At 36.6% G+C, this 26,090-nt stretch carries 25 protein-coding genes and 2 pseudogenes; 24 read left to right on the top strand and 3 right to left on the bottom strand.

Annotated elements, in window-relative coordinates; all coding sequences use genetic code 11:
• Positions 1–38: 38 nt before the first annotated feature.
• Positions 39–242, bottom strand: a complete 204-nt coding sequence (locus AC1D0Y_RS28020; protein ID WP_477708263.1) for a hypothetical protein — start codon at positions 240–242, stop codon at positions 39–41.
• Positions 243–820: 578 nt separating this feature from the next.
• Complete coding sequence (locus AC1D0Y_RS28015; protein WP_477708262.1) at positions 821–1,384, bottom strand: helix-turn-helix domain-containing protein; 564 nt, start codon at positions 1,382–1,384, stop codon at positions 821–823.
• Positions 1,385–1,902: 518 nt separating this feature from the next.
• On the opposite strand from AC1D0Y_RS28015, the gene AC1D0Y_RS28010 reads away from it, so the two are divergent.
• The 4 genes from AC1D0Y_RS28010 (at position 1,903) to AC1D0Y_RS27995 (ending at position 5,023) form a co-directional block, all read left to right on the top strand.
• Positions 1,903–2,088 (top strand): hypothetical protein, encoded by a 186-nt coding sequence (locus AC1D0Y_RS28010; protein ID WP_377552698.1) that lies wholly within the window; start codon positions 1,903–1,905, stop codon positions 2,086–2,088.
• Between the two features lie 305 nt (positions 2,089–2,393).
• Entirely contained in the window at positions 2,394–3,023 is a 630-nt protein-coding gene (locus AC1D0Y_RS28005) for an HAD-IA family hydrolase (protein WP_477708261.1), read from the top strand.
• Positions 3,024–3,025: 2 nt separating this feature from the next.
• Positions 3,026–4,414, top strand: coding sequence for a sensor histidine kinase (locus AC1D0Y_RS28000; protein WP_477708260.1), 1,389 nt, complete (start codon positions 3,026–3,028; stop codon positions 4,412–4,414).
• A gap of 21 nt (positions 4,415–4,435) precedes the next feature.
• Complete coding sequence (locus AC1D0Y_RS27995) at positions 4,436–5,023, top strand: response regulator transcription factor (protein WP_377552692.1); 588 nt, start codon at positions 4,436–4,438, stop codon at positions 5,021–5,023.
• Positions 5,024–5,181: 158 nt separating this feature from the next.
• On the opposite strand, the gene AC1D0Y_RS27990 is transcribed toward AC1D0Y_RS27995, so the two are convergent.
• On the bottom strand, positions 5,182–5,595 hold the full coding sequence (locus tag AC1D0Y_RS27990) for a helix-turn-helix domain-containing protein (protein WP_377552690.1): 414 nt from the start codon (positions 5,593–5,595) through the stop codon (positions 5,182–5,184).
• A gap of 243 nt (positions 5,596–5,838) precedes the next feature.
• Between AC1D0Y_RS27990 and AC1D0Y_RS27985 the strand changes: the two genes are divergently transcribed.
• The 20 genes and pseudogenes from AC1D0Y_RS27985 to AC1D0Y_RS27890 all read left to right on the top strand — a co-directional run bounded on the left by AC1D0Y_RS27985 (position 5,839) and on the right by AC1D0Y_RS27890 (position 25,866).
• The gene (locus AC1D0Y_RS27985) at positions 5,839–5,961 is read left to right on the top strand and encodes a helix-turn-helix domain-containing protein (protein WP_377552760.1); all 123 of its coding nucleotides are present in this window, start codon (positions 5,839–5,841) and stop codon (positions 5,959–5,961) included.
• A gap of 31 nt (positions 5,962–5,992) precedes the next feature.
• The gene (locus AC1D0Y_RS27980) at positions 5,993–6,241 is read left to right on the top strand and encodes a hypothetical protein (RefSeq protein ID WP_057242351.1); all 249 of its coding nucleotides are present in this window, start codon (positions 5,993–5,995) and stop codon (positions 6,239–6,241) included.
• Between the two features lie 482 nt (positions 6,242–6,723).
• Positions 6,724–7,188: a hypothetical protein gene (locus AC1D0Y_RS27975; protein WP_477708259.1), complete on the top strand. Its 465-nt coding sequence runs from the start codon at positions 6,724–6,726 to the stop codon at positions 7,186–7,188.
• A 28-nt stretch (positions 7,189–7,216) separates the two neighbouring features.
• Positions 7,217–7,468 (top strand): hypothetical protein, encoded by a 252-nt coding sequence (locus AC1D0Y_RS27970; protein WP_477708258.1) that lies wholly within the window; start codon positions 7,217–7,219, stop codon positions 7,466–7,468.
• Positions 7,469–7,489: 21 nt separating this feature from the next.
• Positions 7,490–7,795 (top strand): hypothetical protein, encoded by a 306-nt coding sequence (locus tag AC1D0Y_RS27965; RefSeq protein WP_047933325.1) that lies wholly within the window; start codon positions 7,490–7,492, stop codon positions 7,793–7,795.
• Positions 7,796–7,861: 66 nt separating this feature from the next.
• Positions 7,862–8,986 carry a hypothetical protein gene (locus AC1D0Y_RS27960; protein WP_477708257.1) on the top strand — a complete coding sequence of 375 codons (1,125 nt, stop codon included), beginning with the start codon at positions 7,862–7,864 and terminating at the stop codon, positions 8,984–8,986.
• Positions 8,987–9,167: 181 nt separating this feature from the next.
• A complete protein-coding gene (locus AC1D0Y_RS27955; RefSeq protein WP_477708256.1) occupies positions 9,168–9,677 on the top strand; it encodes a hypothetical protein in 510 nt (169 codons plus the stop codon).
• A pseudogene (locus AC1D0Y_RS27950) lies at positions 9,667–11,379 on the top strand (VirD4-like conjugal transfer protein, CD1115 family); the annotation flags it as partial. The gene AC1D0Y_RS27955 and the pseudogene AC1D0Y_RS27950, both read left to right, overlap by 11 nt.
• A 601-nt stretch (positions 11,380–11,980) precedes the next feature.
• Positions 11,981–13,795 carry a reverse transcriptase domain-containing protein gene (locus AC1D0Y_RS27945; protein WP_477708255.1) on the top strand — a complete coding sequence of 605 codons (1,815 nt, stop codon included), beginning with the start codon at positions 11,981–11,983 and terminating at the stop codon, positions 13,793–13,795.
• Between the two features lie 104 nt (positions 13,796–13,899).
• Positions 13,900–14,778 (top strand): annotated as a pseudogene (locus AC1D0Y_RS27940) (TraG/TraD/VirD4 family protein); the annotation flags it as partial.
• A gap of 20 nt (positions 14,779–14,798) precedes the next feature.
• Positions 14,799–15,005, top strand: a complete 207-nt coding sequence (locus AC1D0Y_RS27935) for a hypothetical protein (RefSeq protein WP_477708254.1) — start codon at positions 14,799–14,801, stop codon at positions 15,003–15,005.
• Positions 15,006–15,028: 23 nt separating this feature from the next.
• Positions 15,029–16,123, top strand: coding sequence for a pLS20_p028 family conjugation system transmembrane protein (locus tag AC1D0Y_RS27930; RefSeq protein WP_477708253.1), 1,095 nt, complete (start codon positions 15,029–15,031; stop codon positions 16,121–16,123).
• A 710-nt stretch (positions 16,124–16,833) separates the two neighbouring features.
• Complete coding sequence (gene ltrA / locus AC1D0Y_RS27925; RefSeq protein ID WP_477708252.1) at positions 16,834–18,645, top strand: group II intron reverse transcriptase/maturase; 1,812 nt, start codon at positions 16,834–16,836, stop codon at positions 18,643–18,645.
• A gap of 142 nt (positions 18,646–18,787) precedes the next feature.
• Entirely contained in the window at positions 18,788–20,245 is a 1,458-nt protein-coding gene (locus AC1D0Y_RS27920; protein WP_477708251.1) for a hypothetical protein, read from the top strand.
• Positions 20,246–20,284: 39 nt separating this feature from the next.
• Positions 20,285–20,575 (top strand): DUF5592 family protein, encoded by a 291-nt coding sequence (locus AC1D0Y_RS27915; RefSeq protein ID WP_477708250.1) that lies wholly within the window; start codon positions 20,285–20,287, stop codon positions 20,573–20,575.
• Between the two features lie 15 nt (positions 20,576–20,590).
• On the top strand, positions 20,591–21,304 hold the full coding sequence (locus tag AC1D0Y_RS27910) for a hypothetical protein (RefSeq protein ID WP_477708249.1): 714 nt from the start codon (positions 20,591–20,593) through the stop codon (positions 21,302–21,304).
• Positions 21,305–21,321: 17 nt separating this feature from the next.
• A complete protein-coding gene (locus AC1D0Y_RS27905; RefSeq protein WP_477708248.1) occupies positions 21,322–23,256 on the top strand; it encodes a VirB4 family type IV secretion system protein in 1,935 nt (644 codons plus the stop codon).
• Between the two features lie 3 nt (positions 23,257–23,259).
• Positions 23,260–24,372: a bifunctional lytic transglycosylase/C40 family peptidase gene (locus AC1D0Y_RS27900; RefSeq protein WP_477708247.1), complete on the top strand. Its 1,113-nt coding sequence runs from the start codon at positions 23,260–23,262 to the stop codon at positions 24,370–24,372.
• 14 nt (positions 24,373–24,386) lie between these two features.
• A complete protein-coding gene (locus tag AC1D0Y_RS27895; protein ID WP_477708246.1) occupies positions 24,387–24,968 on the top strand; it encodes a MerR family transcriptional regulator in 582 nt (193 codons plus the stop codon).
• Between the two features lie 10 nt (positions 24,969–24,978).
• Positions 24,979–25,866, top strand: a complete 888-nt coding sequence (locus AC1D0Y_RS27890; protein WP_477708245.1) for a hypothetical protein — start codon at positions 24,979–24,981, stop codon at positions 25,864–25,866.
• The last annotated feature ends 224 nt before the right edge of the window (positions 25,867–26,090 follow it).

The raw sequence follows: 26,090 nt of genomic DNA, 5'->3' as shown, positions 1-26,090 counted from the left end.
TTTCAGAACGGATCGCTTGAATGCCTGTAGCCACTAGGTTATAGATGACGTGATCGAGCATTTCCATTCTCTTTAGGAAATTCTTTATGTATAGCAGATTGATGTTGTTTAAAGTGGATACGAAGAACGTCTAAAAATTCTTCTTTCTTTTTCCGAAGCGTGGACTTGTGGGTCCATAACCATTTGAACCGTCCATTGAAGGTATCTACATCTTTTAAATAGCAGGTTAATATCTTTGTCATTTGTTCATCTTCTCCTTTTAGGAACAAAAAAAGACACTGTTTCCCTTGAGAAAGGAAAACAATGTCTGTATTTTTGATGAACTAAGCCCTTGAAATAGATGTCAATTTCATATAAAATAAAAACATAAGTTTTATTTTATAGAAAAACTAACTCTATTAACAAGAGACTTCGACAAGTGTTTTCCCTACCGTAATTAGGGTGAACGGTTTAAGAGTGTTGCTGCACTACTTAAACAGTTGAAGTCTTTTTTCTATTCCGGACATTTTTGTTAGTTTAATTATAGCGTTAAGTAGTCTCATAATTCAATAAAAAATTAGTAAAATATATCAAAACAAGTATATGTAGCTACGCAGATGCCATATTAGTGTAGAGATTGAGTCCATCATATATGAGATTTTTAGTTTTGGGGAGGGAAAAAAAAATTCCCCTCCCCAATTAGCTTAGAATGTGTTACAATTATTGTTTTTTTATGCAAAAAACGTTTGTATTATGTAAATCTTCAAATGAGAATAACCTTTTTAGTAGATGGAGACCTACCATATAAATAAAAGAACCCTAACGATTCGTTGGGGTTCTTTTACTTACCAAAGAGTTTTGAGAAGAAGCCTTTCGGTTCCTGCTGTTTGTCAGCATGAAGCTGTCGCATAGTATCTATTAACATTTGATCACGTTCAAGTTGTCGTTTTTCACGCTCTGCTTCTTTTTCTTCATTAGTTGCCGCCGTTTGTCGTATTACTTCAGCCATTGCTTGCATAGCATTTGCCATTTTTTTATTTTGACGTGCTAAATCTTCATTTTGTGATTCCAGCGTTTCAACTTTCGTTAGGATAGTTTTATATGCTTCAGTTAATTGTGTCAAAACTGGAGCATTCTCATTTGTTTCCCCTTCAACAACAATATCATGACCTTCCGAAGCAAGCAAAGCACGAATATAGTCATTAGGATGCCCTTCGGCTTTCAAGTCTTCTATAAGTGATAACACAGGAAAAATAGATTCTTTGTATTTCTTTGTCCGGCCTTTTCCGACAGTATGCGGTTCTACAAATTCCTTATATGTATGGAGCCAATCATAGACACTAGACCTTGAACGCCCTAGTTTGTCTGCTATTGCCGTTAAGGAATACACTTTTTCGTAGTCCATTAAAAACCCCCCCTTTTTGAAAATACATCATGACATAATGATAACATAATAGAAACGTTTTATACCGTACAAAACAACAATTTGAACAAATAAAGAAATTAAGAAAACAAATAGAGTCGTACAAAACGACATCTTGTACATCTTTCCGGCGAATCTTCGGACAAGTGATGGCTTTAGTTGAACTTGTTAGGGTGATGGTTTAACTTGTCCGGGATGTAGTGTATATGTCGGGTGAGTTAAGTTCACCTTCAGTTTAACTAAAGGCGCTTGAGGTGAACCTTAGGTGAACTTATTTAGGGTACGAAGCATAGTTTATATTCTATAGTCGTATTTATCTTTATTAAATATAAAATTGACACATCCTTAAATACAAGCTTCGGATTAAACACAGGTTAGTTAATGTACAAAAGATAAGTAGTGGACTGTTGGAGAATTGGATACTTTAAGTTAAGGTTAGGGTGTAATTAGTGATTTTTGTAAATGAGTATGATTATAGGTAGGTTAGAGGAGGGAACTATATGAAAGTACTGGAAAACAGTGTAACTAAAATCATTACATTTTCTCTTATAATTGGTTTGATTCTTGCTTTTTTATTTGCGATAGAAGATTTGCTGTTACAACTCTTAGGGGCAGCACTGTTTATCGTTGCAGCAATTATTTGTATTCTTTTATTCTTTTATTCTTTACTATCTTCGGCCCAATAATATTAGGAGTTCTTGCAATTGGAGGAGCAATCTTAGGTTTTTTCTTAATTATCGGAATAATAGAGTGGATTTTTATGTAGAAAACAAGACTATTGAACGTTGTTTGTTTGGTATAAAAAGTAAATTTATGAATAATATTCATTTTTGTGTTAATAAAAAACATTTATTCAGGTCAAATGTAATCATCTAACAACTATAGTAAATGTAAATAAAAGGATTTATGTTCTATTTGAAATTAAATGGTAGTTTGATACGATAAAACAAAACTAATGTTCTATAAATTTAAAAAGTTCTAGGAGAATTATATGAAAAAAGTTATACTGTTTAACTTCAATGGCACTATTGTAAATACGAGGCTTTTAGCAATTGATATTTTTAATGAAATTGCTAAGAAGCAGGGTTATAAGAAAATTAGCGAAGAAGAGGTATTACACTTAAGTACATTATCAATACGTGATCGTTGTAAAACGCTCAATGTACCTATATATAAGATGCCTCTTGTTGGGATTGCAATAAAAAGAAGATATCAAACGTTTATTCCTAATTTAACACCTGTACTTGAAATAAGTGAAATGCTCAAAGAACTAAAAAAACAAGGTTATAAATTAGGCTTTTTAACAAGCAATAAGAAAGATGCAACTAATAAATTTTTAATAAATAATTCCATTAATATTTTTAATTATAGTCACTATACATTTAACCCTTTTTCTAAATCAAAAGATATTTCAGTGTTCCTAAAAAATAACAAATTAAAAAAGGAAGAAGTTATTTATATAGGAGATGAGTTAAGGGATATTAAAGCTGCTAAGAAAAATGGACTTCTTTGTGTAGGAGTAGCTTGGGGATATGACTCATTAGACCTTTTAAAAACAGGTGATGCAGATTTTGTGGCAAAACAACCAAAAGATATTTTGGACATTTTGTCAGGCGCTTAAGAATGTTATTTATATTTGTTTTTAATTTGCTATTTGCCATTATTCTGTTTATTACCCAACCTAAAGAAAATGAAGCCAACAGATGGATGATTACTTTTGCAATGTCTGGGGGGATAGGAGCATTATCAGAGGCCTTATTAACTGACATTATACCTGGTGTACAAAGGTTTGGCATAGAGAATGCGTCCTATATATTATTTTCAGCACACATATATTTGCAATTTTCAGGTGAAGTTATTTCTCCCTATGCTATTCTAATGTATTCAATTGTCTATTCACAAAGAGTTAAAGGTAAAAAGAAAAAAGCTTTAGCTTATGTGCTTTCTTTACCAATGGTTTTTATGATATTTTTCACTGACTTTCACCCAGATATAGATATTAATTTTCGTGTCCTTTTGGTTTGGTCTGCACCATACTTTTTGCTTGCCAGTTCTATTATGTTTTGTACATGGCGTGACGAGATAAATGTTTATCAAAGAGAGCAAAAATTTCGAGTCTTTATTGTGCTCGTCCCTGCATGGTTAGGTGTATTTATATTTAATTACGTTCTTAGGGCTATTAATTTACAGACAGAGCTGTTTCGAATTGTACCTATGTTTTTCTTCGGGGCTTATATATTTTTTATTGGATATATCTTTCTAAATGGTGCCTTTGGAATCAAGGTGAAAGTAGAACAGCAGCAAATATTAGATAAGTCCATTCAAATAATGGATGGGGGAACAGCTGTATTAAATCACACTATTAAGAACGAAATAAGTAAAATAAAATTTTTCTTTAATATTGCTCAAAATTCTATTGGAAAAAGAGATCTAGATGAGGCCGAGAAAGCAATTGATGCAGTTTTTTCTGCAATTGAAGGGATAGATAATATGGTGGATCGTATTAGAGCAAAGACAGAAGAAATTGTTCTGAAAGAAACAAATGTAGAAATGGTAAAATTAATTACAGATTGTGTACGTGGAATAGAGAAGATTTTTATTGCCAAAGGTATCAAAATAAAAACTGAATTCATGGTTGATACAATATTATATGGCGATCCAATTCTTTTAAAAGAAGTAGTAAACAATATCTTAAACAATGCTATGGAAGCAATTGTTGTGACAGAAGGTTTAATCCACATTCAAATGTTCAAAATGAAAAAGGGTGGAATTAGTATTGAAATTACTGACAATGGAGTTGGGATCTCCAAAGAAGAATTAAATCGTATTATGGAACCCTATTTTTCTACAAAGAAAAACATTAAAAATCATGGTTTAGGACTTAGCTTTTGTTATAAAACAATTAGAGCGCATGATGGTGAACTTTCAGTACATAGCGAAGTAGGAAAAGGGACTTCAATGATTATTAAACTTCCTAAATCTAGGATGATCTCTACAAAACTTAGCTCATAACCAAATGGGAGGTAAATCTACATGAAAGATAAAAATATAAAAGTAATTCTAGTAGAGGATGATCCTTTTTGGCAAAAAAATATATCCATGTATATTGAAAAAGAAGCAGATGATATTGAGGTTATAAAGGTTGTTGATTCTAAAGAGAAAGTTCTAGAAATTGTAGAAAATGAAAGTCAGATTGATATAGTTCTCATGGATATCAATCTAACGGCAGCTAATCTTGATGGAATTGAGATTATTGAAATATTGAGTAAGCAAAAAATCAAAGCAATCGCACTTACTTCAATTAATGAGCAAGATGTTATTGTTGAATCCTTTGAATCAGGAGCAGTTAATTATATAAATAAGAGTAGTATTTATGATATTATCTTGGCTATACGTGAAGCAGTTGAAGGTAGGAATCAAATACACTCGGATGCTGCTGGAGCTCTATTAGGGAAAATGAGAGAAGAAAAGAAATTGCGTAGTCTTACATCTTCTGAAAGGGAGGTATATAATCTTGAAAAGAAAGGTTATAAAAAAAGGGACATTGCTGAACGTCTATATAAAACTATAGATACTATAAAAAAACACTCTCGGTCATGGAGACGGAAACTAAATGCTTAAAAGGGATCTTAGTATTAATACTAAGATCCCTTTTTTGATGAAATTAAATTCGAAAAATAAAATAACTTTCAATTATAGCACATTTTTTGATGTTTGAGGAGGGGAAAAAAGTTTCCCCTCCTGCAAATGAATAAATTCTTATAACATATATTTAAGGGTTATTTATCTGATATTGAATGAATGAATTTTGTTAAGTATTCTTTTGCCTCAGAAGTTAGATTATTGAAATCTTTCAAGAACGACATGTGATTAAGTAAAAGGTTCTCTGCTATTTCAATATCTTCTGGTGCCATAGTACTTAGTATGATATTAATTCTTTCATCATTACGATCGAGGACGTTTAAATCTAAATTCTTAGTAATTTCTGAAGGAAGTACATCGTATAAAGTAATTCCTAAAACTTCACAAATCTTTATCATTACTTCAAAAGAAGCAAATCTGTCTCCACGCTCAATCCCACTAATTGTGGTTTGAGATGTATTAGAGAGCTTTCCTAACTCGACAGAAGTTATTTTAAGTTCTTTTCGATAATTTTTTATTTTTGTACCTATATACTTCTTTAATTCATTCATATGATCTACTCTCTTTAAGGTTTTTTTTAATTTTATCAAAGACTGAAAGTAATGTGAAATCAACAAATTAAACAAATTTATAAAAATATACGAATTTGGTTAATGAAACGTTTACAAAATATTTGAAAATGAATATAATGTAATCAAGGAGGCGCTGGAAATAAAGACCATAAAAGAAAAGAGTTTGGAGAAAAGTGGAGTAAAACCTATCTAGCTCAATTATCAGGAGTTCCGCAATCCACTATTTCTCAAATTGAAAACGGGACTCGTCAATATCCAACGTTTGAAAATATGAAGAGGATCGCAGAGGCATTGGGTCTTAGATTAGAAGATATTTTCTTACCAGGTCATAAGGATATGAACTAAGTTTTTAAATACTTAACGAGGGGCGATGAACATGGAAGCACAAAAGCGACTAGCATTCTATGATATATCAGACGCACGGGCGAAAAGTGCCAAAACCTTTGATGGAAAGTTGTATACGTTAAAAGGAGGGGTAGCTGTAGAAAAAGGAACAGGTGATATCAAACGTGTAGCTGATATTTATTATGAAGTACGTTCAGTAATGGATCAGGCTCATACCATCGTCGCCAAGCGAAGAAAGAAAGATGAAGAATTGAAGGAAGTTTTACAAAAGACCTGCTAGTTCTTAGATGCAGCATACAAGCGATTTTGAAACGTGCCGGGAGCACGAGTAAGTGAACCTTGACAATCTTATATTGCGTGCCTCCCCTCAATGGATCACAAGGGGGTTAAGGTATACGATAACGATAAGGTTCGATGAGTGCGTCCTAAAACTCATCGGTGATCTAGCACCAAAACAGTGACGGTATATCCATGATCTGTGAAGGGGTTCGTCGTGAGGGTTACTCCGAAGAAGCGACAACACTCCAAACAGTAGATATACGAGGTTCTTCGTACATGCCGAAAACGTTGTGCATTATTGGGCTTAGTGAAAACTATGCATGCCAATATAGGGTTTGCCCTTCCAGCCAGAAACGGGTATATATTTCCTTTCATAACCTTGAAAAGACAGAGATGATCGCTAAACCTGTGGTAAAATATTACTCTCGGTAGGTTTCAGAATCGCTTGTTATGTCTGAATAGTAAGAACAAAGGAGAATGGTTATGAAAAACAAAAAATGGTTACTTTCTGCGGTAGCAGGAATCGTTGTGGCTCTTGGAATAGGCACAGCGTTTGTCTCTTTCCAAAATTCAAGTGAAGTGAAAGGAAATGGTGAACTAGAAGAATTACATCCTCTTCAAATGAAAAAGTTTATGAAAGAAGACGGTACAGGATTTGTAATGTATTCCTTTGAGGAAAGTAAACGAGATGTTTATATGAATGAAGTCAAAAAAGCCTTAAAAGAACAGGAGGTAGATGGAAAGGAACTAGATAGCAACGATCCTCAATATGATGGTTCAAAAAACCAAACGGATTATGGATTAACACAAGATGCTGAAACTTTAGCTGTCTATAAAAATGGAGAATTAAAACAGCAAATTGATTTAGCTGAGTATGATTCATCGCAGTTAGAAACAGAACTTTCTCATTTTATTGAAACATCCAAAGAACTGTATTTCGAAGAATAAGAGATTTGCTTTGAAAGGTGGTGGTATCTTGACGATCTCCCAAAAGGAATTAAAAAAATCGAAAGATCTTGTAGAAAAGTTGTTAAAAGTGAATGGAAACAAGTACAACGATTGGCTACATCAACAGCATCAACAGTTTATTGAAGAAAATCAAGATTTAATTCTTCAAGCATTAAGTGCCTTTACAGGTCAAGAAGAAGAGGAGGAGGAGAAAAGCGAACCAAAGGCAAATGAACAATCTGCTGTAAAGCCAACAAGCATTCCGGTAGCTCAAGTTTAATCGAAAAAAGGAGTGGAAAATATGTTAGATTTATTGAATAGTGTAGATGTGACGCAGCTAACCTCTCATTTAACCCTTGGGGCGGCTGATGGGATGAATGGCCTCATAGAAAGTGGAAAGTCCATTATCAAATGGATGCAGCGTATTGCGATGGTGGCAGCAGCTCTTGCCTTTTGTGTAGGTGGTTATCACTTAATCTTAGGTGGGGAACGAGGTCGTCATAAATGTATCGCATGGTTTGTTGGGGGCGCAGTTGGGTTAGTGGTTGTTATGGGTGCTTATGCATTAGCTGAAGGTGTAAATACAAATATCCGATTCGGAAGTTAAGAAAGCTATACAGTCGATTGTATAGCTTTTTTCTATGCTCATTTTTAGACGAAAGGAATGGAAAACATGCTGTCTGTCATGTTTATAAAAAGTGAAACGAAAGAGTTAAAGCCATTTCAAAAGTTATCAATTCCCGAAGCATGTGAGTTAACAGAAACATTAGAAACACAGTATCAACGTACTAGGAAAAAGGCTTATGCTGATTTTTTTATCCTCGATGAGGAAGATCATGAGGTATATGCAGGAACGTTTTCCATTGGATCAGGTCTTGCTCGTCATGTAGTCGATCATATTAAGAAAAAGTTAATCTCTTTAGAAATGGATGATATACAGGAAGCTCGAAAGAGAAGTTTTCTTGAACAACTTGAAAAGGAAGTACCGGACCATCTGAAAACAACAGATGGTTCCTCTTCTTTAGAGGATGCAACAGAAGATTATGTGCAAATGAATCAAACATCTGTCCTTTCTACTCGTAATCGGAGGATGATTTATGGAGGGGGCATCTTATCGCTTATTATCCTTTCAGCAACGTGTTTTTCAACAGTAGCTACTTCTCAAGATCGAGCTCAAACGATTCAAGATTTACAAAAACAAGTCAAATTGGAACAAAAAATAACAGAAACATATGAAAAAGCACTCTTAGGGGACTCAGAAGGGGCTTTAAAACGACTTTCTTCTATTGATGAACAAAGTCTCACGAATGAACAAAAAAACGTCTACATGAGCCTTCTTATCGATCAAAAAAAGTATGGGAAAGCTGTTAAGCTTCAGGGAAACCATCCAGAAGCCGTGGAAAGTATGATTTCAAAGAAGGGAGATGTCAATGCGTTAAAAGAGTTTCAACAAACGTTTCCTTCTCCAAATGGAGCATTTGATCTTGCCTATCACGAACAACGATGGGAGGACATGATAAGCCAATCAGGGGTAGAAATGACCGATAAACGATATGAAATGAAGGCTTATGGATATCTGAAGCTAGATAAAGTGAAGGAGGCCAGAGAAGAAGCAGCTCATATTCAGAATCAGGACTTGAATCAAAAAATAGAAACCTATGAAAAAACGAAAAAGGAGGTAGAAGAAACGAAAAAACAAGTGGAAGAGGAGAAAAGGGAAGACAAAAAGGATGAAAACAGAATCAAGTCGTTAACGGAACAACAAAAGAAACAAGAAGAAGTCCTCAAGAACATATAAAAAGGATGTGTTAGAGGTATGAAAACAGTAGGGGTCATTCTCCTGTTCCTGCTTATCGTCTATTTTGTTTCTCTACAAGAAAATGGGGATGAAATTTTTAAATCTTTATATACTCCACTTTCATTCGGAGGTTAATATTTAAACCAACTAACAAACCATTTCAAAAGAAAGGGTGAACAGCATGTATACACAAACGAAAGTTAAAAACCAGAAGCAAGCCTTTGTAGTAGGGGTTGAGTACTATGAAGAAGATTTGTTTCTCGAAATCGAATTAGGAACCTTTTACACGACTCAGCTCCATGCCCAACGTATTGCGAACAGTATCCATAATGTCATTCTTTTGGAAAACCAGATTGTTATTATCTTTAAGAATGCCGATTCTATCACTCTTACGGATGATTTTCTGAAATATGCGTTCAAGTTTCGATTATGCACGAAACCAACTATGCCACCTCTAGATATCTCCAAGCTCACTCAACAAGAAAAAGACGACTTAGTTTTTAATGAAGCCTATATGGTAACAGAGGAGGGTATGAAAGAGGTACAATGGGACATTAACACGGCTTTTCGTTATCTTCAACATCAGTATGAGGCAAGAGATCAAACCTTCTTTTCTCTTTCATCGAGTGCCTATTATGTGATTCCTACATCTGAACAGATTGACCAGGAGGGAATGAGAAATGCAACCTAATAAATCCATAAAATATCTGTTCGCTGAAAAACAAGTACTTATTCCTTTAAGTGCTTGTTTTTTTGTGTCTATTCTTATCATCTTAAACTTTCTATTTAACATGACGCAGAACCTTGTCCAAACCACGTTTAGTGATGTATTTGAACCGCAGCCTTTTCATTTGGAAACATCTTTTTTGACAGAGATTCATCTTCAACAGTACTCGCTTTTATATGGTGCCATGTGTTTAGTCGCTGCCTTATTAACAGCTAAATTTGCTTATAATATTCGATCCAACTTCAAAGATTTAAACCACAATCAAAAAGGATCAGGGCGATTCACAACAAGACGTGAACTGCAAAAGCAATATCGAAAAGTACCTGAAAAAACGAAAATGTATCAAGGTGGAGGTGGCGTACCTGTTTCACGTATTCAAACCTATGACCTGATTCAGAATTGGAAGGAATATAAGGCTTTAAAGGGAATAGAGAAGCTTCTCAAAGCTCATAAGCTTTTTTCGAAAAGAGGATATTTACTTATCGATGATTCACCCGTTAATAATTTAATCATTGGGATTACACGATCAGGGAAAGGGGAAACGTTTGTTTTTCCAACAATCGACGTGTACTCTCGGGCTGAACAACAGCCTGCTCTTGTACTCAATGACCCAAAAGCTGAGATCCTTGCAGCTTCGAAAGAGATTCTTGAAAAGAGAGGGTATCATATTGAAGTTTTAAACTTATTAAATCCGTTAGAATCGATGAGCTATAACCTTTTAGAAATGATAAAAGAAACCTATAAAGACGGTGATTATTCTACTGCTCAAGCATTGTGCAATACGTTATCGTATACGCTTTACTACAATCCGAATGCAAAAGATCCTTTCTGGCAACAATGTGCCATGAGTTTATGTAATGCCATGATTCTCGCTGTCACGGATAAGTGTATTAAGGAAAAAGAAGAGGATAAAATCACGATGTACACGGTGGCGAATATGTTATCGGAGTTAGGTTCGAAAGAGGTTGTGATTAATAAGAAAGGAGATACTCAAAATGCATTGGATTTGTATTTTGATGGGCTGCCAACAGAGAGTGTCGCTAAAATGCAGTATGCGACATCGAACTTCTCAAAAGGCACAACAAGGGGTGGGATCTTCACCCAAACGATGAATGGATTATCCATTTTTACCTTTGATGAAATTGCGAAAATGACTTCTAAAAACAGTGTTGATTTAAAACGCGTGGGATTTGGAAAAACAATCAAGGGAACAGCAGCACCCCTTACTCGCTTAGAAATGACCTTTCCAGATGGTCAAAAAGAAACCATTAAAACGGATGCCAAAGGGCTATTCGAAGTCAACTTTACAAGCGAATTAAAGCAGAACGATGAAATTATTCTAACTGAAAAATTGAGTGATAAGATTGTTACTTCATCGAGACTAGAAACTGTGATTACCATTAATAAAATCACGAGAGAGACCGGAGCTACGACGTTTACAGTAGAGAAACAGCATCCAACCATTTATGTAAAGGAAGTGACGTATTTTACAAAACCAATCGCCATTTTTATGGTCACACCAGATTATGATTCTAGTAATCACGTTATTGCATCCATTTTTGTTCGTCAGTTGTATTATATACTTGCCAAAAATGCGTCATTGGCGCGAGGAAACAAGTGTCATCGGGAAGTCATTTTTTTACTCGACGAGTTCGGCGTGCGCCCATACGGGCATATAGAGAATCTCCTTAGACAAGAGATGGGAGTCTGCGCTTAACCCAGTTACCACCTTGCTTACCTACAAGGGGAAACCCGGAGGGGACCAGAGCATGCAAGGAAAGCCCTAAGTTACCAAAATGACCTAGGTACGACTGAGTGGCAAGGTAAAAAATGTTGTGAACAAGGATGAAGGCTAAACTGCTTCAACCATAGTCCAAAGTGGAGTATCGTCGCCCGAAGTGAAGGGTCATTGAAACGCTTCGCAGTCAAAGAATGGAAATGTTTCCGAAGTTTCCATTGAACATACGTAATACGTATGGCAGACCAACGACTGACTAACTTGAATAACAAGTAACGGACGAAAGTGGCATCCAACATCATAACGAGTCTAGTCTCTATATGTACTAAATGGGGATTATCTAACCTGGAGCGCCTCGTAAGGAGGCTATTGAGGATGATACCAAGTGTAAAAAGCAAGGTATGTGGCTCATGAAAATCCAATATGGTAACGGAGTTCTCGTAGTAGTCAGAGCGAGGGAAAGCCTCGTACAAGGCAAAGGAGAACAGTCTTTTCGACTAATATTAAATTGGGAAGGGGCGTGAGGCTCTTGCGAAGCCCAAAAATCGTATTAGAAAACCTAGCATCTCACAGTAACAAAGCAGGATATAAATACAAGAAGTTATATCGAAATCTGTATAATCCATTATTTTTCCTTGATGCCTATCAAAACATATACGCCAGCGAAGGAAACATGACTGCTGGAACAGATGGAAAGACCATTGACGGAATGTCTACAAAAAGAATCTCAGGGTTAGTCGATAAATTACGAGATTTTTCTTATCAGCCACAACCAGTAAGAAGAGTTTATATTCCAAAGAAAAATGGAAAAAAGCGTCCATTAGGCATACCTTCAGTAGAAGATAAATTAGTTCAAGAGGTCATCAAAAACCTATTAGAATCCATCTATGAACCAACTTTTAGTAAGTTCTCTCATGGCTTTCGCCCTGAAAAGAGCTGCCATACAGCTCTGATTCAGGTTAAAGGCACATTTACGGGGAGCAGATGGTTCATCGAAGGTGATATTGAAGGCTTTTTTGACAATATTAATCATCATATTCTTATCAATATCCTAAGGAAGAGGATTGATGATGAACAATTTATTTCGCTTATATGGAAGTTTCTTAGAGCTGGTTACTTGGAAGATTGGAAGTTCCATAAGACGTTTAGTGGTACACCACAAGGTGGTATTCTTAGCCCTCTATTAGCAAATATCTATCTAAATGAATTAGACAACTTTATGAGTAGATATAAGTCAACTTTTGATATAGGGAAGGCTAAAAAGACAAACCCAGCCTATTCTAGAATAAATCATCAGATAAAAAAGGCTAGGAAAGAATTATGGGAAGCTAAGGGGGAAGATGAAATACAGGAAAAAGAGTTAGCTATTACATTGCGAAAGTTATTAGCTGAAAGAGAACGCATTCCTCAAAGGTATCCAATGGATGAAAACTACAAACGAATTCAATATGTGAGATACGCAGATGACTTTCTAATAGGAGTCATCGGGAGTAAGGAAGATGCGTACAGAGCAAAGAAAGACATCGCTAATTTCTTGAAATCTGAACTTAAGCTAACGTTATCCGAGGAGAAAACACTTATAACAAATACGAGGCACAAGGCACGATTTTTGGGTTATGACGTTAAAGTTGGGCGAGATTTTCACTCTAAACGACGAAGTGATGGAATAAAAACAAGAGCATTTTCGTTAAAGTGCGAACTATATATGCCTACTGATCTTGTTTATAGTCGCTTATTTAAAAAAGGGGCAATAAAGGTCAACCAAAAGACAGGAAAATGGAAACCAATGCATCGTCCGGAATTAATTAAATTGGTTCCTCTTGAGATTTTAAGGAACTATAACGCCCAAATACGTGGAACCTATCAATATTATCAACTGGCAGTGAATGTATGCCACTTAAATAGTTATAAGTATCTCCTTGAATATTCTATGTATAAAACCTTAGCAAATAAGTACCGTACGACCTTAAGTAAAGCTAAACGAAAATTTATGGTGAACGGAATTTTCCAAGTCAGTTATATGACAAAGTCCGGTAAGAAAACGGAAGTGCTTTACGATAAGGGATTTCGTAGGAATAAAGCTCCTATAACTAAAAAGGATATAGAAAAACTTCCTTCGGAAGTATCATACCAATCCCGAACATCGCTTATTCAAAGGTTGATGGCTAATCAATGTGAATGGTGTAAGGCTGAAGAAGGTTCAATGGAAGTTCATCATGTTCGAAAGTTAAAGAACCTTAAAGGGAAAAAGAAATGGGAAAGACAGATGATAGCAAGGAACCGTAAAACAATGATACTTTGTCGAAAGTGTCATCGTGACCTGCATAACGGGAAGCTAGACTGAAGAGACGGAGAGCCGTATACCTTGAGAGGGGTACGTACGGTTCGGGGGGGAGTTCTCGGAAACCTAAGACCGAGAGGTCTTAAGGCGCCGGGTTCTTACCCTACAACATGCCGGCAATTGAAGGAATGTCCAACATTATCACGGTTTGTTTAGGTCGAAACATACGTTTTAATTTAGTTATTCAAGCATATCCGCAGCTGAAAAATAAGTATGGAGATGACGCAGCAACAATTGAAGGGAACTGTGGGAATACGATCTACATTCTCACAAATAACTATGATACAGCGCAAGAGGTTTCGAAAAAGCTTGGAGAAAGCACGATTAACTCAACATCTCGAAGTGGAAAAGGACTTTCTACTGATAAGAGCAAGACGGAGGGTGTTGATAACAAGCATCTTTTAACACCTAATGAGTTAATGGAATTAAAAGAAGGAGAAAGTGTCGTCATTCGGGTTGTCAAAAGGCAAGATAAAAAACGTCGTAGAGTCAAAGCACATCCCATCTATAACACTGGAAAAACATCGTTGAAATACCGTTGGGAATACCTTGGAGATGACTTTAACACAGATCGTTCGATTCTAGATATCGATATTTCATCCTTACATGAAAGAGTTAACCCAAGATCCTTGGTGATTCATAATTTCTTTCCTTTTCAATCACAAGCTCAATCAGTGGAAAAACAAGAGGAACTAGCCGAAGATCCTTTTTCTTCTCTAACTCATGAGAACTATAGAACTAAGACGGTCAAAGAGTTTTTTGGTGGCGATAAGAATGTCTCTATTGCTCTAAAAGAACATTTACCAAAAGCGATGAATAAAACGGTGGAAGAGATTGAACAACAGTCCATGAGTGATTTTGAAGAAGAATTGAAGATGTTAGGAGTTAGCGATCAACTGAATAAAAATGTCCACCAACTTCTTGAAACAAAAATAAATACCATTATCAAAATGTTAAAAAATGAGATGGGAAAACAAGAAGCCTAATATCAAAAGGGGGAGAAAGAATGACTAGTATTTCAAAGGAACTAGAGCGTATTTTAGAGGACTATGCACCGATTGTGAAGGAAGGTCATCAGGTGTTAATTGGCTTATTAGATGGCACTATATACTTGGAAAAAGGGCAGCAAGGAGAAGCGCCCGTGCAAATTCGTGTTTCTCCTCTGGATGAACGAATAGAGATGACCGTTGATGCTTTATTTCAAGGCATGTAATACCTTCGTAAGGAGATGAGCAGATGAAGGATGAAGAAGTTCTAAAAAAGCTACATGAGTTCTCAGAGTACTTAGATGTTGGAAATATTCTCAGCTATTTATTGCGGAAATTTGGATGGGCGTGTATTCAAGTTCTTTCGTTTCTAGTGGATGGGTTAGAAGGGATTACAGACAGTATATTAGGAGTTAAAGCGTTTTTTAATTCACCTGACATTCAAGACTTTATTACTAAGATTCAACCCTTTTTATATGTGTTACTGGCTTTTTCCTTTCTGTATATAGGCTACATGTTGATTATTCAGAAAAAAGTCAATCGTGAACAGATTATGATTAACATTTTTATTTCGATGGCAGTCTTACTTTTATTAAACACAAGTATGTTAAAGGCTGATAAATTCACAGATCAAGCTATTGATGCTATTGATTTAAACGAAAAAGGCACGGTAAGTGAAAAAATCATTAAAAGTAATCTAACAGATGTAGCACAATTTGACCTTGCAAAATGGAAAAGTCCAAAACTAAAAGAACCGAATAAAGTCCCGCAAAAAAATATAATGATGATCGATATTACAGAAAAGATCGATAAGGATTTTAAAGTAAATGAGAAAGATAAACTATCTAAAGACGGACAAAAAATCATTAAACATAAAGCAGCTCTTACACCTGATGGAAAAGAAGGATTAGTTGAATTAGATAATGGATGGTTTGATTTCTTTCCAGAACTTTATTATCGATGGTCATGGAACTTCTGGACAATTGCTATTTCCCTTTTTGTTATAGGGATGACACAGTTGTTTACCTCAATTAAACTAGCGAAACTGTGTTACGAAATAGGATTTAACTCGATTTTAGCCCAATTAGTTGCGCCTGCCGATGTATCAGATGGACAAAAGTTAAAAGCTGTACTAAAAAACATAGTGAATACGTTCCTAGTCATCATTATGATTTTCATTTCCATGAAGGTCTATTTGATGGGAACGGTCTTTATCAGCGATAAATTAGAAGGTATTCCGTACCTTATCGCATTGATTGCCTTTAGTATTGCTGTTGTAGATGGCCCTATCATGTGTGAACGTCTCTTTGGTATTGATGCCGGCCTCAGTGCGACTTGTTGCTAGACAAAAGTAATCGCAGGATTACTACAAAACTGGCGTAGTTAACTGATTAAATTCAGAAACTATAACTATTATTACGATTGGTAGAATGAGAGGGTAACGCCTTAAAATGCCATCCCAAAGATACGAATAGCGTAGATATGAGTAAACATATTTAGGTTATAAGCTCGTTGCGATGCCTTAGAAATCACCCTAACGGGTTAAGCCGAGGAAAACCGAACCAGAGGTGGTCGAGTGATATAGGGCTAGGGTCTATAAATTATCTATGGTTAGGATGTTCTGAAAGGAACTGACGAAGTCGGGAATGTACGGGTCTAAACGGCGGATACTTAGAAATGGGTATGACACATGAGTGTAGTAAGTGTGGGTTAGTAAGATTTTAGGCTATGAAACCCCATATAGTGTTAAAGGCACTATCTAGCTTACAGGCTTATACCGACGACCTACGGATATATGCACAGATAGTAATAATGGAACAAGGGAAGCTTAGAATGTGGAGGTTTTACTACCGACGAAACATTGATGAGGAAAGGGTTTACCTATAACTTATCTTAATCTAAGTGAATGTAGTGGCATAAGCGTTGAAGTTTCTGTAACGGGAACTGAGCAATAGCCACAAGACAAGTTAATGAGAAAACATTAAATGCTAAATAATTTCAAGGTTCGAGTATGACTAAGAGATGCTAAACTCCTTTAAAGGAGGATTAACAGACTTGAAGGAAAGCCAAATCTTAAAGAAGAGACAATTACTAAGAAATAATGAATATTACACAATGCAAGATGTATTTGACAGGCTATATGAACGATCATGCAAGAATTTTAAATTCAGAAATCTAATGCAGTATATATTCAATGAGAATAACATCTTACTAGCCTTTAGAAACATTAAAAAGAATAAGGGATCAACCACCGTTGGCACGGACAATGTAGATATTTCTCACTACATGAAGATGGAGACAGACGAATTAGTAAGCTATTTTAAACATGAGCTTACCAATTATGTCCCTAGGAGTGTCAAAAGAGTGGTTATACCAAAAGCGAACGGTAAAACCAGACCACTAGGAATACCATGTATGAAAGATAGAATCATACAACAATGTATTAAACAAGTATTGGAACCAATATGCGAAGCTAAATTCCATCAACATAGTTATGGTTTTAGACCTAATAGGTCTACAAATCACGCAATAGCTAGATGCATGAAACTAATGAATAAAGGACAACTACATTACGTAGTTGATATCGACATTAAAGGTTTCTTCGATAATGTCAATCATGCAAAACTAAAAAAGCAGTTATGGAATATGGGTATACAAGATAAAAATTTAATCAGCATTATTGGGAAAATACTTAAGTCGGAAATAGAAGGGCAAGGTATTCCAACTAAAGGTGTACCGCAAGGTGGCATAATCAGTCCTCTCTTATCGAACGTGGTATTAAACGAATTAGACTGGTGGATAAGTTCGCAATGGGAGACTTATGATACTAAACACAAATACTCCTGCTTACACAAATATAGAGCGATGAAAAGCACAAATCTCAAAGAAATATGGCTAGTAAGGTATGCAGATGACTTTAAAATCTTCTGCAGGGACTACAAAATAGCTCAAAGGATATATAAAGCAACCAAACAATGGTTAAAAGAAAGATTGGATTTAGACATAAGCCAAGAAAAGTCCAAAATAACCAATGTAAGGAAAAAAGGAACTGAATTTTTAGGCTTCGTCCTTAAAGTTAAGAAAAAGAGAAATAAATACGTCTGTCAAAGCAATATGTGTGATAAGGCAAAACAACATACAATCAATAAAATCAAAAGTCAAATCAAAGTAATTCAGAAAAATTGCAGTAGGATGGAAGTATCTAAACTCAACTCTATCATACTCGGTAGCCACAACTATTACAGATGTGCTACAAATGTGAATTTAGACTTTTGCGAAATAAATTTCTTAGTATTAAAAACCTTGAAAAACAGATTAAAGAATCATATAACGGATGAACCTAAACTATCCGAAACCTACAAACGGTTATACGGAAATTACAATGGTAAAATCAGAACCGTACAAGGTATTACCCTGTTTCCTATCTATGGGTGTAGAACCAAACCACCCATGTGTTTTAGTCAAGACATAAATAACTACACAGTTGGTGGAAGGTTAATTCTCCATAAAAAATTAGGAGGATACAATCACTTGATAGAACATTTGTTGAAAAGTAACTTCAAAAACCAATCAATGGAGCTTACCGATAACAAAATATCTCTCATTGCGGGTCAACGAGGCAAATGTTATATCACTAACAATAATTTGAAAATAGGGTATATGGAATGTCATCATAAGAAACCTAAAAATCAAGGTGGTACAGATGAATATAAAAACCTTGTGTGGTTGTGCTACGAAGCTCATAAGCTAGTTCATAGCACGGAACAAGAAACCATTGATAAGTATCTAAAACAGCTAAACTTAGATAAAAAAGGTTTAAAGCGTATCGATTCTTTAAGAAGGCAAGTAGGAAATTTAGCTATTTAATCGTAGTAACATTAGCTTGTTGGACTGCCGTATGAGGGGAAACTCTCACGTACGGTACGGAGTGGGGGAAAAGATGGAGATAACCTCAAAATCTTACCTATCACTAAGAAGTGGTTGGGGCGCTGTAGCAGGAGGCTTTGCGATGGCAAAAGGTATTGAAAGTAGCATTGGCATGATAGGCAGAACAGCAAAAGGAGGAGCCAACCTTGCAAAAGGCATTGGTAATGTAGGAAAAGGACTTGGTAGTGGTGCTCTTCAGACAGCAGCAGGAGTTGGGGGTCTTGGTAAAGGGTTAGCTACACAAGGAAATAAAGAAAAACAACCAGCTCTGCATGAAGAAATGAAAAAGGCAGGAATGGCAGGTGAGAAAGGAAACACTGCCTCTAAAGGTCAAAACTCAGGAAATGAGCAGAAAGCTCAACAACAGGGATTATCCTCTACTGAGAAACAAGAAGGGGGCAAAAATACTGAAGGAAATTCTTCGGAAGGAAAAGGAGCAGGTCAAGGTCAAGGAAGCTCTTTACAGGATGAGATGCAAGCAGCAGGTGTTTCTACTGATAGTCAAGGATCAACTTCCTCTGTAGAAGGAGGAAACACATCTCTACACGATGAAATGGGGGCTTCTGGTTATAGTGAAAGTGAAAATGAAGGTACTGGATCTTCTGTAGAAAGTGGAAGTGCTTCTCTACATGATGAAATGGAGGCTTCTGGTCATAGTGAGGGCACAAATGAAGGCAGCTCTTCTGTAGGAAGGGCAAGTGCCCCTCTTCATGGTGAAATGGAGGCTTCTGGTCATAGTGGAAGTACAAATGGAGGCAGCTCTTCTGTAGGAAAGGCAAGTACYCCTCTACATGGTGAAATGSARGCTTCTGGTCATAGTGGAAGTACAAATGGAGGCAGCTCTTCTGTAGGAAAGGCAAGTACTCCTCTACATGGTGAAATGCAAGCTTCTGGTCATAGTGGAAGTACAAATGGAGGCAGCTCYTCTGTAGGAAGTGTGAGTACGCCTGTTCATGAAGAAATTCAAACTTCCGGTTACGGTGGAAGTACAAGTGAAGGCGGATCTTCTGTAGGAAATGTGAGTACACCTGTTCATGAAGAAATCCAAACTTCCGGTTACGGCGGAAGTACAAGTGAAGGTAGCTCTTCTATAGGAAATGTGAGTACACCTGTTCATGAGGAAATCCAAACTTCCGGTTACGGCGGAAGTACAAGTGAAGGTGGATCTTCTGTAGAAAGTGTAAGTTATCCTACACCAACAAGAGAACCGTCTGTTTCCATACCGACAGGGATGGATCAAGCCCAAGCACAAGTGGCAGCTACACAGGAACCTCGCCAAGGAAAACAACAGATTGAAAAAGATACAGTTCCTGCTTCAACAGACGATATTCCAATGCCAGATCAGAACCGGATAGAAACACGCAATATTGCACAAGTGGTAAAAGATAACTTTAAGGGAGGGGTAGGAAAGGTAAAAGAACGTATTGATAATTCGCAAACAATCCATAAAACAAAACGTTCTTATCAAATTGGACGAAATACAGGGCAAGATTTACGAAACCTTGGATCAAAGAAACGAAATAAACCAGAAGAGAAGTAACAAGCGTTACTTCTCTTTTTTATAGGGAGGAGAAGAATCATGGCAAACTATAACATTCCGAAAGAAATCTCAACGGAATTAAAGATTAATAAATCTCTGTATCTCTTTGATTTGTTGTTCATTATTGGCTTACTTATGGTCACGATGATGTTACGCTTTTTTATTCATCCTACACTTCAAATCCCCTTTTATATCTTTATGGGCATATTTGGGCTATTGATGATCGTTAGACCAAGTACGAACCCTAAAAAACGGATGTATGAGGCGTTATTGCTTACATTGGTACGAAAGAAGAGCACGTATTGTGCGGTAGATCGGGGTCAAGAATAAAGGAGGGTATGATTGATGGCATTATTTGATGAAAGAATCCTAGAAAAAGAGAAACCTATTTTAAAAGAAAAAAAGACAAGTAACTCCCTTCTCTTTGATGAAAAGGAACTGGATAAACAGATCGCTCGTACAAAGAAAAAGAATCCTTTTTCTTTGTTACAACTTCCGAAGGCTGAAAAGGAAAAAAAGAAAGAGAAATTACCGGAGGTGAAAAAAAGTGTGGCTGATATTATTCCCATTATCGATCAAACAGATAGTCGATTATTTCAGCTAAAAGATGAGGGAGGCTTTTTTGGCATCTGGCAGCTTCAAAGTACAGATATCAATGCCATGCATGACCAAGAGGCAGGACGCAATATTTATACACTGGCTAAAACATACCAGGGCGACAAAGATCCTTTTAAAATCATCTCATTAAACTTGCCCGTTTCAACACAAAAGCAACAACAGTATCTTGAAAAGAAGATTCGAGAGGCCAACAATGCGTTATCACTTCGATTCTTACGAAAAAAGTTAAAAGAGCTTCAATATTTAGAATGGGGGCGAACCAATCGAGAATACTTTCTTTTCCTATATGGACCGACTGAACTCGCTGTAAAAGAGCGAAAAGACCAATTTATGCGAGATATTCAACTGGCTATCCCTCTGTTATCTGTTTCGGATGAAAAACAAATTAATCTTCTTTACAAACTCTACAATCAAAATGCCAAGCTTGGTAATAAACAATAAGAAAGGATGATAAAACCATGATAACTTTACCTTTTCGTAAAAAAGAGAAAACACCTCAAGAAATCAAGCAGAAAAAAGGATACAATCCCTATTTTGTGGCACAGATTCAACCACAAGGAGGCGTGAGCTTTAAAGAAAACCTTGTTCGAAACGGGGATGGATATTCGACTTGTATTCATATTTATGAGTACCCAACGAACGTGAATGATTTTTGGCTGGAACCGATCATGAATATGCCAAATGCCATTACAACCTTAGATGTGGTAAGCGATGAGCGAAAACAAGTCGTGGAAGCGATCAATAAAAATATGTCAGAACAAAATGCACGGCATGTGAATGCCAAAGAAAACATTGATCGTATGGATGCCCAAGAACAGTATTTAGATATGAAAGAGCTATACCGTCAAGTCACAAATGGTGAAGTGATCAAACGGATACACCTTCGCATTTATATTGCGGAAAAAACGATTCCTGACTTAGAAAAGCGATTAAAAGAAGTCATTCATCATCTTGAAACGCATAACTTCAGAGGATCCATTTTCTTAAATGAACAAGAGTATGAGTGGGAATCGTTAGTGACGCATTTTGATATACAAAAGAAATACCCTAATAAGCGAAAAGGAAAGGAAATCCCCGCATTAGCACTAGCCGGAGGATTTCCTTTTCATTTTACTCACTTAGATGATCCATACGGCACGTATCAAGGAACCACTCGTACAGGTGGTAGCGTCATCTTTGATTTGTTTCATAAAGATCAACAACGAAAAAGTTATAATGCGGTGTTGATGGGATTAATGGGCGCAGGTAAGTCCACGTTTTTAAAGAAAGTCACCACGGATAATGCGATTAAAGGCTATAAGATTCGAGGCTTTGATATCGTTGGAGAATTTGAAAGTCTCGTCAGAGAGTTAGGAGGTAAACAGATTGCACTAGATGGATCAGAAGGGCAAATTAATCCCTTACAGGTATTTAAAACACATGAACATGAGATTAATAGCTTTACGCAGCATTTATCCAAACTAACTGTTTTTTATCGCTTTATCGCACCAGAAGCAAAAGATGATGAATTAAAAGAGTATGAAAAGTTACTTCGTAAACTCTATATTCAAAAGCAGTTATGGAACGATGAAAAAGGCGCAAGCAATTACATTACAGGGCTTTCACCAGAAGCCTATCCAACGTTTAGTGAGTTTCTACAGCTCATTCGACAAGAGTTATATGCTGATGAGAAAACACGAGAGCACCATCCGAACTTAGGGGAGTACCGGAAACGTCGACTTGAACTCATTGAGCTAAACATTGAAAACTTGGTTGAAACGTACGCTCATTTGTTTGATGGCATTTCAACCATTGAAGATTTCAACGATGAACAAGTCGTATTCTTCTCCATCCGTCACTTATCGAAATTAAAAGACGAAATTGCCCAAGCACAGCTCTTCAATGTCATGAGTTTATTATGGGATGGCATGCTGCAGAATGGAGAACCACAATTGGCAGCCTATACGAAAGGGACATTATCCTTTGAAGATGCCATTCGTTATTTGATTGTCATCGACGAGGCGCATCACATCGTAAACACGAAAAGAGGCAATGAACATGCCTTAGATTTCTTAACCGAATTTAGTCGAGAAGCACGTAAATACTTCGCAGGTTTGATTTACGCAAGCCATTTAATTAGTGACTTTGTGCCAGATGGTTCCGAACAAACAGCGATTGAAAAAATTAAAAAACTTTTTGATTTAACGCAATATAAATTCATTATGCAGCAAGATGATAACAACTTAGATACGATTCAACGAGTGTTTAAAACAGGGATTACGGACAGCGAATTGGCTGAAATTCCGAAGCTACCAATTGGGGATGTGCTGCTTTGTATTAAGTCCGTAAAAAACATTCTGTTTCATATTGAAATCGATGAGGAAGAAAAAGTGCTGTACGGTGGAGGTGCATAAGCCTTGCATATCGTTTTACAGCTCATTCCAAAGAAATATTTGATTGGAGGCACGTTGATCCTGTTAGGATTATCGGGCCTCTTAATCATGAGTACGATTGTAGCCATTACAGGTGAATTTGAAAAAGATAGTCAACAAAGTGAGGTAACAGAGATTGAAGGCGGAGGCATTGGGGTAGGAACAGCTAATGTGTCACCAGAGGTCATGAAGTATCAACCCTTGCTTGAAAAGTACGCACAAAAACATGGGCTAGACGCTTCGTATGTGCCAATTATGATGGCACTTATGATGCAAGAAAGTGGAGGAAGAGGAAACGATCCGATGCAATCCTCTGAGTCTAAATGTGGAAGAGTTGGGTGTATTCAGAATCCAGAAGCGTCCATCGATCAAGGGGTCAAACATTTCAAGAGTGTGCTTGAAAAAGCCCATTACGATTTAGAATTATGTCTGCAAAGTTATAATTTCGGGCCAGGGTTTATTATCTTCGTGAACAAAAATGGAGGGCACTATACCAAGGAATTAGCCATTAAGTTCTCGCAAATTCAATACCAAAAAGTCAAGCATACAGGAAACTATCATTGTCTTCGACCAGAGGCTGTTCCCTATGAAGCGTGCTACGGCGATATAGCCTATAAAGATGCGGTTTTGAAATATTACACAGGAACAATCACAGCTGATGGAAAACCGGCTGCTTCTGCAAGTGGTGGAAGTGGCGGGAAATCGGGTGTGAAAGTGATTGACGCAGGTAAAACGTTGATTGGCAAAACACGCTACGTCTTTGGTGGTGGGCGCTCTCAATCTGATATTAATGCAGGACGTTTTGATTGTTCAAGTTTTGCCAGATGGGCATTCGAACAGGTAGGCATGAATGTTGGTCCAATGTCGGGCGTGACAACTGATACACTCAAAACCCAAGGGCAAGCGATTAATCCAAAAGACATGAAGCCTGGGGATGTGGTGTTTTTTGATACCTATAAAAAAGACGGCCACGTTGGGATATACGTTGGCGATAATCAGTTTTTAGGCTGCCAAGGAAAAACAGGTGTAGCCATCGCAAGTATGGCAAAAGGAACGTATTTTGGTGAACGATTTAATGGAAGAGTAAAACGATTCTAAAAGGAGAAAAGGCGATGGAAAATAAAGCAGCACTACTATTTGGAGCGCTTGCCGTTGTGGTGGCAGGCGTAACCATTTTCAACATTTATCTGAACCACAATATCTCCAACACAACAGCTTCGAAACAAATTCAAGTCACGAATGAGAGCTTACAAGAAGAAAATAAAGAGTTGAAAAAACAATTAAGTGAAGTTCGTCCTTCTGCCCAAGAACAACAAAAAAGAGATTACTTGAATACGGTTAAACAGTTTATTGATGTGTCTTATCATCGTGAAAAAGAAGAATTTGAGGAACGAAAAAAAATTGCAAAATCCATCATGGACAAAGAACTTTATGAGCAGTTTTATCCTTCTGAAAAGTTCATATATGGAGATAGTTATACCTCCACTCCAGACGATTTACAGCTCTATGTTCAACAATATGATGGAGGACAAGAAGAAGTGGAGGTCATTGCGGAATTTACGAATCATCTCGTGATAAAGGATGAAAATGTGGACGATCAAACGCATGACATTGTTAAAGTTTCTCTACGAAAAGAAGAGAATAAATGGGTGGTTTATAGTATTGAAGAATTGAAAACAGAAATGATGAAATGAGGTGGAACAGGTGGCATTTAAAAAGCAACTCGAAGACTATCGGTTTAGCTTAAGTCGCAATCGATCATGGAAATATACAGCGATGTTGATCTTTTTCTTTATCGGTTTTTTATCCTTACTGACATCAAAGTTTTATTTACAAACAGAAGATCCGTTATATCATACCAAAAACTATGAGGCTGTTTCTTCAAACATAACAGGAACCGTAACCATTGAAAATCGTGTGTATCATCCGGCTACTAATTCACTGGATATGGTCATCAAACTGGATCAAACCGATGAAGAGGAAGTAAGTTTTGTTGCACAAGAAAAAGCGAATCCAAGCGTAGAATTACCTGTTCAATTGCTGTATGAAGATGATGGTTATTATGTGGTAAGGGTCAGCGATTTATCTCCAAATTGGGAAGCACTTGCCTTTGATCTGTATCAAGAAAATGAAGAAAAAGAAACGGTAAACGTGGATGATGTAACGAGTGATTCAGAATCAGATTCACCAGAAGAAATAGATGCTCATGCGTTAATTACAACGCTCTATTCTGACCAACGAAAAACGAAAAGTGAAGAAGGAAAAGGAACAAAAAGCAAACAAGAATATGCACTTTTGGTCAATGATTTAGAGAAACAGTTTGTCAAAAAGAAAATGAAAAACTATGAAAAAGCAATTAAGGTAGAAGCCAAACATAAGCGTCAAACGCAACAAGAAATGAACGAGCTACAACGTGATATGAAGTACCAAGTACAGGAGGAAAAAGCAGATACGGAATCAAAAATTGCGATGAAAAAGGATGCCATTCAATCGAGTGATGCAAGCATTCAGGTCTATAAAGATGAACAAAAAAGCTTACAAGAAAAGCTTCAAAAATTGAATGAAAAGCAACAAGATTTAGCCATGAAGTGAAAAAACACATGTCAACAGTAGGTTAACATGTGTTTTTTTGAGGTTCACAGTAGGTTAACATCATTAGTTTTTCATGTTCACAGTAGGTTCACATAGAGGAGTTTAGGTCAACAGCAGGTTCACACTTTAGAGGTTTTCGTGATATCACGGTTTTGCTAGGCTCTGCCTAGCCTATCACCCCGTGTGATAGCAAAAACCCCTTATGCTCTTCTCTCTTTTGTAGT

This window comes from Priestia sp. P1_B12_1, assembly GCF_056406695.1.
Note: the sequence above shows the minus strand (reverse complement) of the source record. Positions and strands in the feature narration are given on the sequence as shown.